The 17,611-nt window shown below is 69.4% G+C and carries 15 protein-coding genes; 9 read left to right on the forward strand and 6 right to left on the reverse strand.

Annotated features, from left to right (window positions below):
• Positions 1–106: 106 nt before the first annotated feature.
• From N800_RS07395 to N800_RS15295, 4 genes are all read right to left on the reverse strand, one after another.
• A complete protein-coding gene (locus N800_RS07395) occupies positions 107–703 on the reverse strand; it encodes a TlpA family protein disulfide reductase (RefSeq protein WP_232227567.1) in 597 nt (198 codons plus the stop codon).
• Positions 700–3,105 carry a protein-disulfide reductase DsbD family protein gene (locus N800_RS07400; RefSeq protein WP_084087330.1) on the reverse strand — a complete coding sequence of 802 codons (2,406 nt, stop codon included), beginning with the start codon at positions 3,103–3,105 and terminating at the stop codon, positions 700–702. The genes N800_RS07395 and N800_RS07400 overlap by 4 nt, the downstream gene beginning before the upstream one ends.
• Positions 3,098–3,421, reverse strand: coding sequence for a divalent-cation tolerance protein CutA (gene cutA / locus N800_RS07405; RefSeq protein ID WP_036136591.1), 324 nt, complete (start codon positions 3,419–3,421; stop codon positions 3,098–3,100). The genes N800_RS07400 and cutA overlap by 8 nt, the downstream gene beginning before the upstream one ends.
• 63 nt (positions 3,422–3,484) lie before the next feature.
• Positions 3,485–3,913, reverse strand: a complete 429-nt coding sequence (locus N800_RS15295; RefSeq protein ID WP_052108007.1) for a helix-turn-helix transcriptional regulator — start codon at positions 3,911–3,913, stop codon at positions 3,485–3,487.
• Between the two features lie 529 nt (positions 3,914–4,442).
• Here N800_RS15295 and groES point away from each other — a divergent pair.
• The 3 genes from groES to N800_RS07425 all read left to right on the forward strand — a co-directional run bounded on the left by groES (position 4,443) and on the right by N800_RS07425 (position 8,135).
• Complete coding sequence (groES, locus tag N800_RS07415) at positions 4,443–4,733, forward strand: co-chaperone GroES (protein WP_036136594.1); 291 nt, start codon at positions 4,443–4,445, stop codon at positions 4,731–4,733.
• Between the two features lie 133 nt (positions 4,734–4,866).
• Positions 4,867–6,507: a chaperonin GroEL gene (gene groL, locus N800_RS07420; protein ID WP_036136596.1), complete on the forward strand. Its 1,641-nt coding sequence runs from the start codon at positions 4,867–4,869 to the stop codon at positions 6,505–6,507.
• Between the two features lie 209 nt (positions 6,508–6,716).
• Positions 6,717–8,135, forward strand: a complete 1,419-nt coding sequence (locus N800_RS07425; protein ID WP_052108008.1) for a S8 family serine peptidase — start codon at positions 6,717–6,719, stop codon at positions 8,133–8,135.
• A gap of 85 nt (positions 8,136–8,220) precedes the next feature.
• On the opposite strand, the gene scpC is transcribed toward N800_RS07425, so the two are convergent.
• The gene (scpC, locus tag N800_RS07430) at positions 8,221–9,735 is read right to left on the reverse strand and encodes a succinyl-CoA:acetate CoA-transferase ScpC (RefSeq protein ID WP_036136600.1); all 1,515 of its coding nucleotides are present in this window, start codon (positions 9,733–9,735) and stop codon (positions 8,221–8,223) included.
• Positions 9,736–10,121: 386 nt separating this feature from the next.
• On the opposite strand from scpC, the gene glnE reads away from it, so the two are divergent.
• The gene (glnE, locus tag N800_RS07435) at positions 10,122–12,941 is read left to right on the forward strand and encodes a bifunctional [glutamate--ammonia ligase]-adenylyl-L-tyrosine phosphorylase/[glutamate--ammonia-ligase] adenylyltransferase (protein ID WP_036136603.1); all 2,820 of its coding nucleotides are present in this window, start codon (positions 10,122–10,124) and stop codon (positions 12,939–12,941) included.
• Positions 12,942–12,960: 19 nt separating this feature from the next.
• Here the strand turns inward: glnE and N800_RS07440 are convergent, their stop codons facing one another.
• The gene (locus tag N800_RS07440) at positions 12,961–13,962 is read right to left on the reverse strand and encodes a mitochondrial fission ELM1 family protein (RefSeq protein ID WP_052108009.1); all 1,002 of its coding nucleotides are present in this window, start codon (positions 13,960–13,962) and stop codon (positions 12,961–12,963) included.
• A 98-nt stretch (positions 13,963–14,060) separates the two neighbouring features.
• Between N800_RS07440 and N800_RS07445 the strand changes: the two genes are divergently transcribed.
• The 5 genes from N800_RS07445 (at position 14,061) to N800_RS07465 (ending at position 17,596) form a co-directional block, all read left to right on the forward strand.
• Positions 14,061–14,651, forward strand: coding sequence for a malonic semialdehyde reductase (locus tag N800_RS07445; RefSeq protein ID WP_036136605.1), 591 nt, complete (start codon positions 14,061–14,063; stop codon positions 14,649–14,651).
• Positions 14,652–14,815: 164 nt separating this feature from the next.
• On the forward strand, positions 14,816–15,436 hold the full coding sequence (locus N800_RS07450) for a YceI family protein (RefSeq protein ID WP_036136607.1): 621 nt from the start codon (positions 14,816–14,818) through the stop codon (positions 15,434–15,436).
• A 33-nt stretch (positions 15,437–15,469) separates the two neighbouring features.
• A complete protein-coding gene (locus N800_RS07455) occupies positions 15,470–16,180 on the forward strand; it encodes a pirin family protein (protein ID WP_036136609.1) in 711 nt (236 codons plus the stop codon).
• Between the two features lie 75 nt (positions 16,181–16,255).
• Positions 16,256–16,453, forward strand: coding sequence for a zinc-finger domain-containing protein (locus N800_RS07460; RefSeq protein ID WP_036136612.1), 198 nt, complete (start codon positions 16,256–16,258; stop codon positions 16,451–16,453).
• A 27-nt stretch (positions 16,454–16,480) separates the two neighbouring features.
• Positions 16,481–17,596 (forward strand): glycosyltransferase, encoded by a 1,116-nt coding sequence (locus N800_RS07465; protein ID WP_036136615.1) that lies wholly within the window; start codon positions 16,481–16,483, stop codon positions 17,594–17,596.
• The last annotated feature ends 15 nt before the right edge of the window (positions 17,597–17,611 follow it).

The following is a 17,611-nucleotide window of genomic DNA, read 5'->3' on the forward strand; positions in this document are numbered from 1 at the left end:
GGCATCGGGAAGGCCGCAGTGTGCGTGATGGCTTGGCGGCTGTCCAGAAGTTCGCCACCATTTCGCAGAAGATGTCGCGATTTAATCAGTTGTTTGAGTTTGGGCTCTAAAGCGCTGACCAGCCTTCGATTTCGCCGTGGGCGAAGGGGCCGATGCGCTGCTTCAGCAGGCGTCCGTCGGCCGAGACCAGCACGGAATAAGGCAGGACGCCCTTGGGATTGCCCAGTTGCACGCCGCTGTCGCGCGGGCCGGCGGTGTCCAGCAGGATCGGATAGCCGACCGGGGTGCGCTGCAGGAAGGCCTGTACCGCCTCGGCGTCGTCCAGCGCGATGCCCACCACTTGCGTGCCGTTGGCACCCTGCGCTTTGGCATACCGGTCCAGCTCGGGCATCTCCTGGATGCACGGCCCGCACCAGCTGGCCCAGAAGTTGATCAGGATCGGGTGGCCGGCGTAGGCCGACGGCAGTTCGACGACGTTGCCCGCCAACGTCTTCAATGAAATCGCGGGAATGGCCTCGCCGCGCCGGGCCACGGGCAGGTTCTCGGGCGTGGCCGGGGCGTTGGCCGCCACCACCGCTTGCAGGGCGCGCTGGCCCACCTCCGAGCGCAACAGCGGTCCCGGGCCATTCATCCACACACCGGCCGTGACCCCCGCGATGCCGGCGGCCAATGCCACCAGCACGATCTTTGTCGTCGACTTCACGGTGGGCCGCCTGCGGCCTCGCGCAGCGCCGCTTCGACCGTGGCCTCGGTCAGCACGGTCGGCAACACCCGGCCTTCGCCCCCGCCGCGCGGGAACACCACGTACAGCGGCACGCCCACCGCCTTGTACCGCTGCAGGAAGGCGGTCAGGGTCGGGTCGACGTCGGTCCAGTCGCCGACCATGTAGACCGCGTTGGCGGCCTCCATCGCACGGCGGAAGCCACCGCCCTTGAACACGGTCTTCTCGTTGACCTTGCAGGTCACGCACCAGTCGGCGGTGACGTTGACGAATACCACGCGGTTGGCCGCGCGCAGGTCGGCCAGGCGCTGCTCACCGTAGGGCACCGCGGTGACACCTTCCGCCGGGCCGGTTGGCGCAGCCGCCTGGGTCGCGGGGCGGGGCAGGCCTTGGATGGTGTGCAGCGGCCACGCCAGCGCCAGCAAGCCCAGCAGCGCAGCCGCAGTCGCCCAGCGGTGGCCGGTGCGGCGCGAGCGTGTCCACGCCCAGGCGGCGAACGCCAGCAGCACCGCCGCCAGCAGCCACCAACCCACGGCGTCCGCGCCGCGCTGGCGCGCCAGCACCCACGCCAGCCACGCGGCGGTGAGGTACAGCGGGAAGGCGAGGGCCTGCTTGAAGGTCTCCATCCACTCGCCCGGCCGCGGCAGGCGTTGGGCCAGTCCGGGAATGAAGCCGATCAGCAGGAACGGCAGCGCCAGACCCAGGCCCAGCGCCAGGAACACGGCGATGGCCGTGCCCGAAGGCGCGGTAAAGGCCCACGCCAGCGCCGCGCCCATGAACGGTGCAGTGCAGGGCGTGGCCACGACCACCGCCAGCACGCCGGTGAAGAAGTCGCCCAATGGGCCGCTCTGCATGGTCAGCGCATGGCCGGCGCCGGTCCAGCGGCCGCCGACGTGCCAGACCCCGGACATGCTCAGGCCCAGCGCGAACATCACCAGGGCCAGCACCGCGATCACCAGCGGCTGCTGCAACTGGAAGCCCCAGCCCAGGGCCAGGCCGGCATGGCGCAGCGCCAGCGCGATCGCGCCCAGCGCGGCGAAACTGAGCATCACGCCTGCCGTGTACCAGAGCGCGTGGCGGCGCGCGCGCGCCGGGTCCTGACCATTGCCGGCCAGCGACAGCGCCTTCAGCGACAGCACCGGCAGCACGCAGGGCATCAGGTTGAGGATCAGGCCACCGAGCAGGGCCAGCACCAGTGCGGACCACAGGGTGAGGTCCGCGCCGCGCGGGGCGGCGCCGACGGGGGCGCCGGAAGCCGGTGCTGCCGGAACCGCCGGCGTGGCACTGGTGGAGGGATCGGTCGCGACCGTCGCCCCGGTGTTGGTGGCGTCCACGGTCGCGGCGGCCGATTCGATGGCGCCTGCGGCCGTCGCCGCGGCGAGCCCGGACGCAGTGCTTCCCGCAGGGATGGCGGCCGCATCGGCGCCGACGGCTTGGGCGGCCGTCGCGGGCGTCACCGTACCGCGCGGCAACGACACCACCACCGTGCGGGTCATCGGCGGGTAGCAGATGCCGTTGTCCTGGCAGCCCTGGAACGTCGCGGTCAGCCGCAGGTCCGTCGCCTCGGCGCGAGTGCGGAGCACCGGCACCGGCACGTCGATCTGGTTGAAGAACACCGTGGTGCGGCCGAAGTACTCGTCTTCGTGCGCGGTGCCCTGCGGCCAACGTGGTGCGCCCAGGCGCAGGCCAGCCCGGGTGGCCGCCGCGTCCAGGGTCAGTCGGGTCTTGTCGCGGTACAGGTAGTAGCCGCGCGCCGGGGTGAAGCGCAGCAGCAGGGTGTTGCCGTCGCCGGCAATCGCCTCGAAGCCGTATGCCTGCTCTGGCGGCAGCGGCAGCGCGTCGGCGCCCCCGGTCTTGCCCAGCAGCCCGGCACCTGGCGTGGCTCCGCCCGTGCCGGCATTGCCGAAGGCCACCACGGGGGCCGCCGTGGTGGCCGGCAGCGCCACGCTGATGCGGCGCGTCTGTGGTGGATAACAAATGCCTGCGTCGGCGCAGCCCTGGTATTTGATTGTCAGCGTGGTCCGGTCGGCGTTCGCCGTGCCCGGCAGGATGGCCACCAGCCGGCCGCGGTAGGTTTCGACGTCGCCGAAGAACTCGTCGCGGTACGCCTTGCCCTTGGGCAGCTGCAGCGCGCCGGCGGTGAAGCCGCCGTCGGCCTGTACGGCGGTGCGGTGCCGGTACAGGTAATAGCCGTCGGCGATCTTCCACTGCACGCTGATCTGTCCGGCATCGGCGGCCTGCGCGCTGAGGACGAAGACCTCGTCCACCGGCGGCAGCTGGTCCGGCGTCACCGCGGTGGCGGGTCCCGCCAGCAGGGCAGCGAACAGGGCAAGGGCTGGCCGCAGGCGGCGCGTGGGACGCGGGAGGGTTGCGGGTTCAGTCATGGTCTCGGGTCTGTTGGGCCACCCAGTCCAGGTACTCGGGCAGGCCGGCGCTGGCTTCGACCGCCAGCACCTCGGGGAGTTCATAGGGATGCAATTCGCGCAGACGCCGGGTCAGGGCATCCAGCCGCGCGGCGCCGGTCTTGATCAACAGCAGCACCTCGTCGGCCTGCTCCACGCGTTCGTGCCAGCGGTAGGTGGAGCGTATGCCCGGCAGCACGTTCACGCAGGCCGCCAGGCGTGCTTCGACCACTGCGCGTGCCAGCCGGTCGGCGGTGACGGCATCGGGGCAGGCGCAAAACACGAGCAATGTGGGCATGGGGCGATTCTAGCGGTCCGCGTGAACAGGTGCTGCCGGTTGGGCCCGCTGAGGCGGCCGCGGTCATTCGAGGGCGCCGGGCAGGCGTTCGTCCTCGCGGCGCTCGCCCCGGCGGTAGCGCCCGGTGCGCATGCCGGCCAGCTGCTCGGCCAATTCCACCAGCGGTGGCCGGGCGCGCATGGGCGTCTCGCGGAAGGCGCGGATCAGGCGGATCTCGATCGGGTCGTCCAGCAGCAGAGCGTCGGCGGCGGCAATCGCGTCCAGCTCCGCATCGGCCGACTGGCGCATCAGGCCGCGACCGGTGGCGAGCCATTCGAACTGCACGCCGGTGGCCAGCGCGACGGCGCGCAGGTGGTTGACGCTGGGGTGCTTGCCGTCGCTGGCTTCCCAGTGGCTGACCGCGCTGCGCTGCACACCCACGGCCGCACCCAGGGCGGATTGGGACAGGCCGGCATGGCGCCGGGCAAGGCGGATGCGCTGCTGGGAAGTCATACCGGGCTCCAAAAGGAGGAGTGGACAGCTGAATGTCACCAAAAGTAACCCGGTGATCAATAGACACGCAAGGCGTGCGCTTTTGGTATACAGCACGCCCATTGGGTGCCAGCAGGTCACGCTTTGCAGTGACATCTGTCGCAGTATGGACACCCGGAGTGGCCCTCGGCAGGCCAAGCGGGGGGTGTTGACGTGACGCAAAGTGATCAATACTGACGCATGCCGGCAGGAAGCCGGTTCGACATGGGGTCTGGTCTGGGGAGGGGGCGCGGGACGGCGCCAAGCCGAGGATGGCCATCTCCGTACCGGAAAGGGCGTGGACCTTCGGGGTCACGCCCTTTCTTTTTGTGGGCGGCTCCCGTGCCAGGGTTTCCTCGGTCAAGGGGCCTTGAAACCCCGCGGCCGCCGCCCCATCTCTGCGCGGTCCCGGTGCTGCCGGGCGCTGTCGTCCCGGATTTTGGCACTCAGCCGGCACGACTGCTAACATTCCCAATCTTTCCCCACCACTTCAACCACTTACGAGGTTGTCATGTCGAATATCAAGCCGCTCTATGACCGCGTGGTCCTCAAGCGCATGGAAGAAGAAAAGCTGTCCGCCGGCGGCATCGTGATTCCGGACTCCGCCACCGAGAAGCCGATCAAGGGCGAAGTCGTCGCCGTGGGCGAGGGCAAGGTCCTGGACAACGGCACCGTGCGCGCGCCGAAGGTCAAGGTTGGCGACAAGGTGCTGTTCGGCAAGTACAGCGGCACCGAGGTCAAGCTCGACGGCACCGAGTACCTGGTGGTCAAGGAAGACGACATCTTCGCGATCCTCGGCTGATCGCGCTGCGGCGCGGACCGTGCCGGGCGCGACCTCGCGTCCGCGACCGGCCGCCGCATCCGCGGGCAATCCCGCGCCGCGCCCGTCGACTTCCCCTTCTTCAACTCATTTACATCTACTGAGGTAATCCGCAATGGCTGCCAAGGAAATTCGTTTCGGTGAGGACGCACGCGCCAAGATGGTGCGCGGCGTCAACGTGCTCGCCAATGCCGTCAAGGCCACCCTGGGCCCGAAGGGCCGCAACGTCGTGCTCGAGAAGAGCTTCGGCGCGCCGACCATCACCAAGGACGGCGTGAGCGTCGCCAAGGAAATCGAACTGGCCGACAAGTTCGAGAACATGGGCGCGCAGATGGTCAAGGAAGTCGCTTCCAAGACCTCCGACAACGCCGGTGACGGCACCACCACCGCCACCGTGCTGGCGCAGGCGTTCATCCGCGAGGGCATGAAGGCGGTCGCCGCCGGCATGAACCCGATGGACCTCAAGCGCGGCATCGACCAGGCCGTCGTCGCCGCCGTCGGCGAGCTGAAGAAGATCAGCAAGCCGTCGTCGACCTCGAAGGAAATCGCCCAGGTCGGCACCATCTCGGCCAACTCCGACGCCAACATCGGCGACCTGATCGCCCAGGCGATGGACAAGGTCGGCAAGGAAGGCGTGATCACCGTTGAAGACGGTTCGGGCCTGGAGAACGAGCTGGACGTGGTCGAGGGCATGCAGTTCGACCGCGGCTACCTGTCGCCGTACTTCATCAACAACCAGCAGTCGATGCAGGCCGAGCTGGACGATCCGTTCATCCTGCTGCACGACAAGAAGATCTCCAACGTGCGTGACCTGCTGCCGGTGCTGGAAGGCGTCGCGAAGGCCGGCAAGCCGCTGCTGATCATCGCCGAGGAAGTCGAGGGCGAAGCCCTGGCGACCCTGGTGGTCAACACCATCCGTGGCATCGTCAAGGTCTGCGCCGTCAAGGCCCCGGGCTTCGGCGACCGTCGCAAGGCGATGCTGGAAGACATGGCCATCCTGACCGGTGGCACCGTGATCTCCGAGGAAGTGGGGCTGCAGCTGGACAAGGCCACGATCAAGGACCTGGGCCGCGCCAAGAAGGTGCAGGTCTCGAAGGAGAACACCACCATCATCGACGGCGCGGGCGACACCGCCGGCATCGAGTCGCGCATCAAGCAGATCAAGGCGCAGATCGAGGAGACCTCCTCGGACTACGACCGCGAGAAGCTGCAGGAGCGCGTGGCCAAGCTGGCCGGCGGCGTGGCCGTGATCAAGGTCGGTGCTTCGACCGAGATCGAGATGAAGGAAAAGAAGGCACGCGTTGAAGACGCGCTGCACGCCACCCGCGCTGCCGTGGAAGAAGGCATCGTCCCGGGCGGCGGCGTCGCGCTGCTGCGCGCCAAGGCCGCGATCACCGGCCTGAAGGGTGCCAACGAAGACCAGAACCACGGCATCCAGATCGCCTTGCGCGCGATGGAAGCCCCGCTGCGCGAGATCGTCACCAACGCCGGTGAAGAGCCGTCGGTGGTGCTGAACCGCGTGATCGAGGGCACCGGTGCGTTCGGCTACAACGCCGCAAACGGCGAGTACGTCGACATGCTGGAAGCCGGCATCCTGGATCCGACCAAGGTCACCCGCACCGCGCTGCAGAACGCCGCGTCGATCGCCGGTCTGATGATCACGACCGAAGCGATGGTCGCCGAGCTGCCGAAGAAGGACGAGCCGGCGATGCCGGGCGCCGGTGGCATGGGCGGCATGGGTGGCATGGACTTCTAAGTCCCGCCGCACCGCGAGAAATGAACAGGCCCGCTTCGGCGGGCCTGTTTTTTTGGTGGGGCGGGTGGCGTGCGGTGTCTGGCCCGCCCGTGGCCGGGTACCGCCGGTTTCCCCGTGGGGTTCTTTGACGCCGCCGTGCCTCGTCCGGTCGTGAGGCGAGGGGCGCGAGCGGCTTCATCAAGGGATCACGTCTTCCATAGGGGACCAACATGACCATGCTCAACCGGGCCATCGTGCTCGCGCTGGGTTGCCTGGGTGCCGCGTCGGCCCAGGCAGCCACGTACGTCGTTACCGCCAATGCCCAGTCGTTCGACAAGTCGCTTGCCAACAAGGTGGAGGCGGCCGGTGGGCGCGTGACCGCGCGTCTGCCCCAGATTGGCGTGGCCATCGTGGAGTCGGCCGATGCCGGTTTTGCGGTGCGCGCCTCGCGAGTGCCGGGGATCCGCTCGGCGGTGGCCGACATCGCGCTCCAGTTCGATGTGCCCGAGTCCAGCGACGTGGTCGGTCCCGACATCGCCAACCCGCCCGCATCCGGCGACGACGACACCCGTTTCGACCTGCAGTGGGGCAGCGCCGCGATTGACGTGGCCGGGGCCTGGAACGCTGGGTACCGAGGCGCCGGTGCCACGGTCGCGGTCTTGGATTCTGGCGTCGCCTGCAGCCATCCGGACATCGCCGCAAACCTGCTGCTGGCGCAGTCGCGTTCGTTCGTTCCCAACGAAGGGGTGTGCCGCGCGTTCGTCAACGGCTTCAACCACGGCACTCACGTCGCGGGCACGATCGCATCGCCCGACAATGGCATCGGGACAATCGGCGTCGCGCCACAGGCCAAGGTGATCGCCGTCAAGGTGCTCTCGGAGGTCACGGGCAGCGGCAGTTTCGGCGGGATTGTGCAGGGCATCGTGTACGCGGCCGATCAGGGCGCGGACGTGATCAACATGAGCCTGGGCGTGCGCGGGGGGCTGCCGGTCAACGGGCCGGGTGCCAACGACGTGGCCGAACTGATCAATGCCACCAAGCGGGCCGTGCAGTACGCGCGCAAGCAGAACGCGCTGACGGTCGTGTCGGCGGGCAACGATGGGCGCGACCTGGACCACGACAGCGGTGTCGAGGTCTGCGACGTGGACGGCTGTTATCGCGCCAACCTGCGCGCCTTCCCGGCACAGGTGCCCGGCGCGCTCGCGGTGGCCGCCACCGCGCCCTCCGGCTGGGCGAACGCGCCACTGGCCACCGATCTGGACGGCCTGGCGACGTATTCCAACCGGGGACAGTCGGTGGTGGCCTTCGCCGCACCCGGCGGCGACAGCGCCTACCCGGGTAACGAAAACTGCATCGCAGCCGGTCTGCTGCGTCCGTGCTGGGTGTTCGACATGGTGTTCGCCGCGGGTGGCTACGCCATCAGCGGGGGACAGGTCTTCGCCTCGTACTCGTGGGCGGCGGGCACCAGCATGGCGGCGCCGCACGTCTCGGGAGTGGCTGCGCTGGTGATCGGCAAGCATGGCGGCGAAATGGCGCCCGCGGACGTGGAGCGCATCCTGCGCGCCTCGGTCGATGATTTGGGCAAGCCAGGCAACGACGACGCTTACGGGGCGGGTCGCGTCAATGCGGCACGCGCCGTGGTGGACTGACCGATAAACCCGGCCGTGCGAACGCAGGAGCCCCGCTGGATCGCGGGGCTCTTTGTGTTTGGCTGGCCTCCGTCGCCTCGTGGACCTAAGGCCGCATCGTCCCCGTGTCCAGCCAACGCTGGTGCCACGACAACGCCTCCGGCAGCAGGTGCGGCGTGTGCTTGCCGTAGCTGTCGCGGCAGGCGCGGGCGAAGTAGTCCTGCAGGGCATCGCGGAAGTCCGGATGCGCGCAGTGGGCGATGATTTGTCGCGCACGCTGCTTGGGCGACAGGCCGCGCAGGTCGGCCAGGCCCTGTTCGGTGACGATGATCGAAACGTCGTGCTCGGTGTGGTCCACGTGGCTGACCATCGGCACGATCGAGGAGATGCTGCCGCCCTTGGCCGTGCTGGGGCTGAGGAAGATCGACAGGAAGCCGTTGCGCGCGAAGTCGCCCGAGCCGCCAATACCGTTCTGGATGCGCGTGCCCATGATGTGCGTGGAGTTGACGTTGCCGTACAGGTCGGCCTCAACCATGCCGTTCATGCCGATGCAGCCCAGGCGGCGCACCAGTTCGGGGTGGTTGGAGATCTCCTGCGTGCGCATGACGATGCGCTGGCGGTAGAAGTCGATGTCGCGTTTGAACCGCTCGTTGGCCTCGGGGCTGAGCGCGAAGCCGGTGCACGAGGCACTGGTGAGGATGCCCTCGTGCAGCAGGTCCAGCATGCCGTCCTGGATTACCTCGGTGAAGGCGGTTAGGTCGCGGAAGCCGCTTGCGGCCAAGCCCGCCAACACCGCGTTCGGGATGTTGCCCACGCCCGATTGCAGCGGCAGCAGGTTTGGCGGCAGTCGCCCGGCCTTGACCTCGTGCTGCAGGAACTCGATCAGGTGTGCGGCGATCTGCCGGCTGCATTCGTCGGCGGGATTGAAGGGGCTGTTGCGGTCCGGCCCGTGGGTGCGCACCACGGCCACGACCTTCGCCGGATCACAGCGCAACGCCGTTTCGCCGATGCGGTCGTCGGGGTGGACCAACGGGATCGGCCGGCGGTGCGGCGGCAACGCCGTGCCGTAGTAGATATCGTGCATGCCTTCGACGCCGGCGGGTTGCCAGTCGTTGACCTCGAGGATCACCTTCTTCGCCAGGTCGAGCCACGTCTTGTTGTTGCCCACCGACGTGGAAGGCACCAACGCGCCGTCTTCGCGGATCGCCGAGACTTCGATCACCGCCGTGTCGATCTCGCCATAGAAACCAAACCACGCATGCTGCGCCACGTGGCTCAGGTGCGCGTCGATATATTCCAGCGTGCCGTCGTTGATACGCTTGCGCGCGTCCGGGTCTGACTGGAATGGCAGCCGCAGCGCCAGGCCGTCGACCTTGGCCAGCGCTCCATCCAGCTCCGGTGCGGTGGACGCGCCGGTGAGCAGACGGATCTGGAACGGCTCCCCTTGCGCATGCCGTTGCTCGATGCGCTGCGCCAGCGCCAGCGGCACGGCCTTCGGGTAGCCCGAGCCGGTGAACCCGCTCATGGCCACCGTGGTGCCGGGTTCGATGAAGGCCGCTGCAGCGTCGGCGGACATGATGCGGTCGAGCAGGCGCGCGTCGCGAATGCGTTCGTCGGACATGATCGTGAATGGGCGGGGGAAACCCATTATCGCCTTTGGGTTTCGGGCGGGGCTGTACGCCCAACGTAGGGCTTGAAAACGCCTTCCTGTACCCATCAGTACTCTTTTGCACTGCAGCGTGCATTCCCTCTAACAAATCCTTCACGATTGACCCGCATCCCGACGTGGGGGAGGGAGCAGGCCCGCAACCGGTTCGACCGGGGCGGGCTTTTTTATTGCCTGTCTCTGCGCGCGGAACGGTGTCAGGATCCGCCAAGGAGGGCGGCAGCCAGCCCGCTCCATCGAACCGGGGCTGCAGGCGACGTCGCTGAGCCGCCGCCGGTTAGTCGCCACGGCCTGCCTCGCCGGCTGATCGGGTGCCGCAGGCGGCGTGCCAGAATCTGTCCATGGATTCCTCCCCCCGGGAAAACACCTCCGATCTTGCTTCCACTGCGCCGCACGTGGAGCGCGCGTTTGCACGGCTGCGCGCTATTGCGCCCGGCGAGACCGCGGGGCTCGACGAGCCGACGGTCGCTGCGGCGGTCGCCAAGGCGGTGCACGCCAGCGATTTCTTCACCGATACGCTGGCGCGGCAGCCCGTGCTGCTGCAGCGTCTGCTGGCCGACGACGGCGCGCACTGGCCGGTCCCGATGCTGCCGTTGGAACAACGCGGCGACTGGCCCGCGCTGCTGCGCCGCCACCGCACCGCGGTCTCGGCCCGGCTGGTATGGCGCGACGTGCTGGGCCTGGATGACGTCGCCGATACCCTGCGCGGCACCACGCAGCTGGCCGACGACTGCCTGCAGGCGGCGCTTGCGGCACTCGAGGCCGAGTTCGCCAGCCGCCACGGCGTGGTGCGCGATGCGGAGGGGCGCGTGCAGCGGCTGGTGGTGTTTGGCTTGGGCAAGCTGGGCGGCAGCGAGCTGAATTTCAGTTCCGACGTCGACCTCGTGTATGCCTACGAGGGCGATGGCGAGTCCGATGGCGCGCGTCCGCTGCCGGCCGAGCAATACTTCGCGCGGCTGGGCCAGCAGCTGGCCAAGCTGCTGGACGAGGTCACCGTGGACGGTTTCTGCCACCGCGTTGACCTGCGCCTGCGGCCCTACGGCAATGCCGGACGCGTGGCTTGGTCGTTTGGCGCGATGGAGCAGTACTTTCAGCGCGAAGGCCGCGACTGGGAGCGGTATGCGTGGCAGAAGGCCCGCCCCGTGGCCGGTGACTTGGAAGCCGGTGAGCGCTTCCTCGAAACGCTGCGGCCTTTCGTCTATCGCCGCTATCTCGATTACGGTGCACTCGACGGCCTGCGTTCGATGAAAGCCGCGATTGCCGCAGAGGTTGCGCGCAAGGAGATGGCCGACGACATCAAGCGCGGGCCGGGCGGCATCCGCGAGATCGAATTCCTGGTGCAGGCGCTGCAGTTGATCCGCGCGGGGCGCGAGCCGGAGCTGCGTGGCCGCCAGTTGCATCCGGCGCTGCGCGCCCTGGTGGCCGCGCACCACGTGACGCCGGAGGCAGGACGGGCCCTGGTGCAGGCGCACCGGTTCCTGCGCCGGTTGGAGAACCGGCTGCAGATGCTGCGCGATGCGCAGACCCACGCCCTGCCAACCAATGCCGAGGATCGTGCCCGTGTCGCTGCGGGCCTTGGCTACGCCGACTGGGACGCACTGCGGAGCGAACTGGATGGCCATCGCCAGCGCGTGAGCGAGGAGTTCGCGGCGCTGCTGTCGCCACGCGGGCGTAGCGCCGCCCCCGACGCATTGGCGACGTACTGGCAACAGCTGCCCGATGGCGGCGATGCCGCGACGCTGGTCGACGCCGGCTTCATCGAGGCGGGCAACGCCGATGCCATGCTGCGCGACTTCGCCCGCAGCCCGGGCGTGCGCGCCCTGTCGACGGGTCCGCGCCAGCGCCTGGACCGCGTGCTACCCGCGTTGCTGCAGGGTGCCGTCACCGCCACCCAGCCGATGCTGGCGCTGCGTCGCCTGCTTGACCTGCTGCACAACGTGTTGCGCCGCAGCGCCTACCTCGCGTTGCTGGACGAACAGCCCGCCGCCCTCGCGCGCCTGGTCGAAGTGGTGGGGCGCAGCGCGCTGCTGGCCGAGCGCCTGGCCACGCACCCGCTGCTGCTGGACGAATTGCTGGACGCGCGGGTGGCGGGTCCGTTGCCCGGCCGCGAGGCCCTGCTTGAGGCCTGTGCCGCGGTCGATGGCGAGGACGACACCGAGGCGACGCTGCAGGCGCTCAACGAGGTGCGCCAGGCGCTCAGTTTCCGCATCGCGCTGGCGCAGCGCGATGGCCGCCAGGGCGCGGTGCAGAGTGCGCGCCAGCTGGCCTGGCTGGCCGATGGCGTGGTCGCGCGCGTGCTGCACCTGGCGCGGCAGGAGGTGCGCGGCGCGCACGGCGTGGTGCCCGGCGCGCAGTTCGCGGTGATCGGCTACGGCAGCCTCGGTGGCGAGGAACTGGGTTTCGGTTCCGACCTCGACCTGGTGTTCCTCTATGACGCTGCCGCCGACGCGCAGTCCGACGGCGCGCGCCCGCTCGACGCCGCGCGTTGGTTCGCGCGGCTCGCGCAGAAGGTGGTGGCGCTGCTCGGCGCCGTGACAGCTGCCGGCCGCCTGTTCGATGTCGACGTGCGCCTGCGCCCCGACGGCGCCAAGGGCCTGCTGGTCTCAAGTTTGGCCAGCTACACCGACTACCAGCGCGAGCGCGCGTGGACCTGGGAGCATCAGGCGCTGGTGCGCGCCCGTGGCGTGGCAGGTGAGGCCGAACTGCTGGCGCGCTTCGAAGCGGTGCGCGCCGAGACCCTGGCACGCCCGCGCGACCCCGCCAAGGTGGCCGAGGAGGTGGGCGCGATGCGCCGCCGCATGCGTACCGAGCTGGACCGCACCGATGCCGCGCTGTTCGACCTCAAGCAGGGTGATGGGGCGTTGGTCGATCTGGAGTTCCTGTTGCAGGCCACGGTGCTGGCCCATGCCGGCGCCTGTGCGCCGTTGCTGGCGCCCCGGGACACGCCGGGACTGATCGACGCGGCGCAGGCCTGTGGCCGGCTGGACGCCAACGAAGCCGCGCGCCTGCAGGCGGCGCATGCCAGCCTGCTGGGGCTGGGACTGGATTGCACGTTGGACCGTCGTCCGCGGCGGGTGCCGTTTGGCGAGGCCGTGGAGGCCGCGCGTACGGTGGTGCGCGACGCGGTGCATGCCAAGGGGCTCGCCTTCGACGCTGGCTGAGGCCCGGCGTCGACATCGCTCAGTCCAACGCGAGCCAACCCAGTCGTTGTCGCACTTCGGTGGCAACCCGGGCGGTCTCGCGCAGCGCGGTGGCCGCGAAGGGTTCGGGTTGCGTGGTCAACGGTCGCACCCGGCCCAGCGCCTGCAACTGTTCGACGAACCGCAGCGGCCGTCCCTGCGCCCGGCCGGCGACGTACACCGGCACGTTGGTCGCCGCGGCTTCCGACAGCATGTTCACCGAGTCCGCCGTGCACACGATCCGGTCGGCCCAGCCCAGCAGGCCGGGGTAGGGGTTGGGTGGTTCATCGGCGGGAGGCCCCGTCCACAGAACGCCGGGCACCCCTTCGAGCCGGGCCTGCAAGCGCGCGACCGCCGCCGCTGGCGTGCGCCGCGAGGTGCTGGCCAGCACGCTGCCGCCCTCGCCCCGGACGTAGGCCACCAGTGCGGTCAGCCAACGGTCGAAATCGCCTACGTCGAAGCCGCCGCCGTGGGTCGCCCCGCCCACCAGTACCGCGGTGCGCGGGCCCGGCAGCGTGCCCAGGTGCGCGAAGTCGCGGCGCGCGGCGGCGAGCCACAGGTCGTCGACCGGGTGCAGGCTGCCGATCACCGGGATCACGTTGTCGCCGCGCAGGCGGTCATGGCTGGGCGCGATTACCAGGTCCCAGTGCGCCGGGTGCAGGCGCGGATCGAGGATCTGCACCGCCCGTGCCCCGTGCGCGCGTGCCAACCGGGTCGCCAGCGCGGCCTGCCGGCCACAGCCGATCACCAACGGTGGCGGTTGTTCCAACGCGGCGGCAAAGGCCGGTCCGAACGCCATGCGCGCGCCGGGCAGTCGGTACGGGGCCATCCAGCGCCAAGGCGTGCGGGCCTGCAGCGTCCACGTGGCCGTGCCGGCACCCATCGCAGCGGCCAAGGCCTCGGCCTGACGCACATTGCCCGCGGCACCATCAGTCAGTGTCCAGATGGCGGCACGCGCACGTCCGGGACTCTCGAAACGGCCTGGTTGTTGCACGTTTGTCATCAATCCGTTCCGAGAAGCGTCACTGTATCGCTGCACGCGAGACTCTACACTTTCCGCCATCGGTCGCGTCACCCGGCGCGGCACCCACGGAGTTACTGATGTCCCGGACCCTGCCCACCGCGTCGCTCGAGCAACTGTTCACCACCGCCCGCACCCACAACGAGCTGGGCGGCGAAGTGAGCGACGACACCCTGCGCCAGCTGTACGAACTGGCCAAGTGGGGCCCGACCAGCGCCAACTCCTCGCCGGCGCGCTTCGTCTTCCTGAAGTCCGCCGAGGCCAAGGCCAAGCTCGGCCCGGCCCTGGATGAAGGTAACTACGCCAAGACCATAGCCGCGCCGGTCACTGTGATCGTCGGCTACGACCTGGCCTTCTTCGAGAAGCTGCCGTACCTGTTCCCGCACACCGACGCCAAGGGCTGGTTCGACACCAAGCCCGACGAGGTGCTGGAGACCATCTGCCTGCGCAATGGCAGCCTGCAGGGCGCCTACCTGATCCTCGCCGCACGCGCGCTGGGGTTGGACTGCGGCCCGATGTCCGGTTTCGACAACGCCAAGGTCGACGCGGCGTTCTTCGCCGGCACCCGGATCAAGTCCAACTTCCTGGTCAACCTCGGGTATGGCGATGCGACCAAGCTGTTCCCGCGTTCGCCGCGCCTGCCGTTCGACGAGGCCGCGCAGATCCTCTGACCCCCCTCGGTGGCGCTTTGCCCGTCGCGACCGCGCCATCGCCCCCGCCCCGGCTGGCCCGTGCCGCTGCCCCTGACTTGGTCCGGGGATGGCGAACCAAGGCCCCCAGCCGTCGAATCATCCCCCCACCCCCGATCCCACCACCCGCCCGGAGCCCCACCCCCATGTTCAAGCGCCTTGTCCTTGCCACCGCCCTCTTCGCCGCCAGCGCCGCCGCTTTCGCCGCGCCCGTCAGCTACAAGATGGACCCCAACCACACCGACGTGACCGCCAGCTGGAGCCACTTCGGCTTCTCCAACCCGATCGCGCATTTCGGCCAGGTCGACGGCACCATCGTGTATGACGCCGACAACGTCGGGCAGTCCTCGGTCAACGTCACCATCCCGATGGCCGGCCTGAACTCGCACGTCGGCGCGTTCGACGAGCACCTGCGCAGCGCCGATTTCTTCGACGCCGCCAAGTACCCGGCCATCACCTTCAAGAGCACCAAGGTCGAGGCCGCCGGCGACGGCAAGCTGCGTGTGTTCGGCGACCTGACCATCAAGGAATCCACCAAGCCGGTGGTGCTGGACGTGACCATCAACAAGATCGGCGAGCAGCCGATGGCGAAGAAGCTGGCCGCCGGCTTCGATGCCACCACCACCATCAAGCGCACCGATTTCGGCGTCGGCCTGTATGCCCCCAACGTCAGCGACGCGGTGACCATCCGCATCACCACCGAGGCGCTGGGCCCGAAGGTCGAAGCCGCCGCGCCGGCTGCCAAGGGCAAGGCCAAGCGCAAGTAATCCGCCGCGCGAATGATCATCTAAACTGCACGGATGATCATCGAACGCCCATCCTCGGCCCGCGGCCACGTGCGCACGGGCTGGCTCGAGAGCCGGCACACGTTCTCGTTCGGCCACTACTACGACAAGGCCTGGATGGGCTTCGGCCCGCTGCGGGTGATCAACGAAGACCGCGTCGCCCCCGGCGCGGGCTTCCCGCCGCACCGTCACGCCAACATGGAAATCCTCAGCTACGTGCTCGAGGGCGGTCTGTCGCACCAGGACAGCAGCGGCGGCGGTGGCGTGATCAGGCCGGGCGAGCTGCAGTGGATGAGCGCCGGCCACGGCGTGGAGCACAGTGAGTTCAATGCGTCGCAGGACGCGCCGGTGCATTTCCTGCAGATCTGGATCCAGCCCGACCGGGTGAATGCCGCGCCCACCTATGCGCAGCAGGCCTTCGAGCCGGCCGACCGTCATGGCGCCTGGGCCACGCTGGCCTCCGCGGACGGACGCGCGGGCGGCCTGCCGATCCGTCAGGACGCGCGCGTGCTGGGCACGCTGTTGGCCGCGGACGAAGTCGTGGACTACGCGCTCGATGCTGGCCGCCTGTACTGGCTGCACGTCGTCAGCGGAGAGATCGAGGCCAATGGCCGCCCACTGACCGCCGGGGACGCGCTGGGCTTTGCCGACGAAGCCGGCCGCCTGCAACTGACCGGCCGCGGAACCGGCCGCGCCGACGTGTTGCTGTTCGATCTGCCGCACTGAGCCCTTTCCAGCGGTCGCCCGGCGTCGGCCACTGGTAAACTGCGATTCCAAGCCGCACTGCTTCCACCTACCGCCATGACCGCAGCCAACGCCCATCCCACCCAGGCCAATGCCGAGCAGCGCTATGTCGTGCACCGCAGCGACCTGCCGTTGAGCTGCCCGCTGCCCTCGATGGCACTGTGGAACTCGCACCCGCGTGTGTACCTGCCGATCGAAGCCGAGCGCGAGTGCCAGTGCCCGTACTGCGGCGCGCACTACGTGCTGGAAGACTGAGCCCCGGCCCGCACGCCGCGACGACGCGTGTCCGCGCGCCTGACCGTCGTGCAGTTGCTGCCCGCGCTGGAGTCCGGCGGGGTGGAGCGTTCCACGCTTGAGATCGCCCAAGCGCTGGTTGCGGCAGGCCACCGCGCCATCGTCGTGTCCGCGGGTGGACGGCTGGTGCCGCGCCTGCGGGACAGTGGTGCCGAGCATGTGGCGTTGGATATCGGCCGCAAATCCCTGTTGACCCTGCGCCACGTGCGTACCCTGCGCGCCCTGCTGCAGCGCGAACGCGTGGACATCGTGCATGCGCGATCGCGCTTGCCGGCTTGGATCGGTTGGCTGGCGTTGCGCGGTCTGCCGGCCCAGTCGCGACCGCATTGGGTCACCACCGTGCATGGCCTCAACTCGCCATCGCGCTACAGCGCCGTGATGGCGAGCGGCGAACGCGTGATCTGCGTGTCCGACACGGTGCGCGAATACGTGCTGCGCCATTATCCCGACACTCCTCGCGGGCACCTGCGGGTGATTCCGCGCGGCATTGATCCGAGGGCGTTTGCACGCGTGCCGGGAGTGGACGCCCAGGCCCGCGCCTGGGCGGGTGCCCAGCACCCTGCGCTGCGCGGAGAGGCTCCGGTGCTGCTGCTGCCGGGACGCGGTACCCGTCTCAAGGGCCACGGCGATGCACTGACCTTGCTGGCTGACTTGAAGGCGGCCGGATGCGAGGCGTGCCTGTGGCTGCCCGGCGCGCGCGAAGCGGGCCGTGAGGCCTACATCGCCGAGCTGGAAGCCGAGGCGGCGGGTTTGGGCGTGGCCGACCGCGTGGCCTTCACCCCGCCCACCGATGCCATCGCCCGCGCCTATGCGGCCAGCGCGCTGGTGCTACAGCTTTCGCGCAAGCCGGAGGCGTTTGGCCGCACGGTGGTCGAGGCGTTGGGCGTGGGGCGGCCCGTGCTGGGCTGGGCCCACGGCGGCGTGGGCGAGCTGCTGCGCACGCTGCAGCCCGAAGGCGCAGTGCCTCCGTTCGAGCGCGATGCGCTGCGGGCCACCGCGCAGCGCCTGCTCACCCATCCGCCTTCGCCACCCGTTACGATGCCGCACACCTTGCTTGCGATGCAGGAGGCCACGCTTGCCGTCTACGCCGAACTTGTCCACTGACCCGGGCCGGGTACC

This window comes from Lysobacter daejeonensis GH1-9, assembly GCF_000768355.1.
GTDB lineage: Bacteria > Pseudomonadota > Gammaproteobacteria > Xanthomonadales > Xanthomonadaceae > Aerolutibacter > Aerolutibacter daejeonensis.

What these genes read in the sequence shown, in the direction of transcription:
- N800_RS07400 (WP_084087330.1), bottom strand. Translation starts at nt 3,105, where the DNA reads ATGACTGAACCCGCAACCCTCCCGCGTCCCACGCGCCGCCTGCGGCCA.
- cutA (WP_036136591.1), bottom strand. Translation starts at nt 3,421, where the DNA reads ATGCCCACATTGCTCGTGTTTTGCGCCTGCCCCGATGCCGTCACCGCC.
- N800_RS15295 (WP_052108007.1), bottom strand. Translation starts at nt 3,913, where the DNA reads ATGACTTCCCAGCAGCGCATCCGCCTTGCCCGGCGCCATGCCGGCCTG.
- groES (WP_036136594.1), top strand. Translation starts at nt 4,443, where the DNA reads ATGTCGAATATCAAGCCGCTCTATGACCGCGTGGTCCTCAAGCGCATG.
- groL (WP_036136596.1), top strand. Translation starts at nt 4,867, where the DNA reads ATGGCTGCCAAGGAAATTCGTTTCGGTGAGGACGCACGCGCCAAGATG.
- N800_RS07425 (WP_052108008.1), top strand. Translation starts at nt 6,717, where the DNA reads ATGACCATGCTCAACCGGGCCATCGTGCTCGCGCTGGGTTGCCTGGGT.
- scpC (WP_036136600.1), bottom strand. Translation starts at nt 9,735, where the DNA reads ATGTCCGACGAACGCATTCGCGACGCGCGCCTGCTCGACCGCATCATG.
- glnE (WP_036136603.1), top strand. Translation starts at nt 10,122, where the DNA reads ATGGATTCCTCCCCCCGGGAAAACACCTCCGATCTTGCTTCCACTGCG.
- N800_RS07440 (WP_052108009.1), bottom strand. Translation starts at nt 13,962, where the DNA reads ATGACAAACGTGCAACAACCAGGCCGTTTCGAGAGTCCCGGACGTGCG.
- N800_RS07445 (WP_036136605.1), top strand. Translation starts at nt 14,061, where the DNA reads ATGTCCCGGACCCTGCCCACCGCGTCGCTCGAGCAACTGTTCACCACC.
- N800_RS07450 (WP_036136607.1), top strand. Translation starts at nt 14,816, where the DNA reads ATGTTCAAGCGCCTTGTCCTTGCCACCGCCCTCTTCGCCGCCAGCGCC.
- N800_RS07455 (WP_036136609.1), top strand. Translation starts at nt 15,470, where the DNA reads ATGATCATCGAACGCCCATCCTCGGCCCGCGGCCACGTGCGCACGGGC.
- N800_RS07460 (WP_036136612.1), top strand. Translation starts at nt 16,256, where the DNA reads ATGACCGCAGCCAACGCCCATCCCACCCAGGCCAATGCCGAGCAGCGC.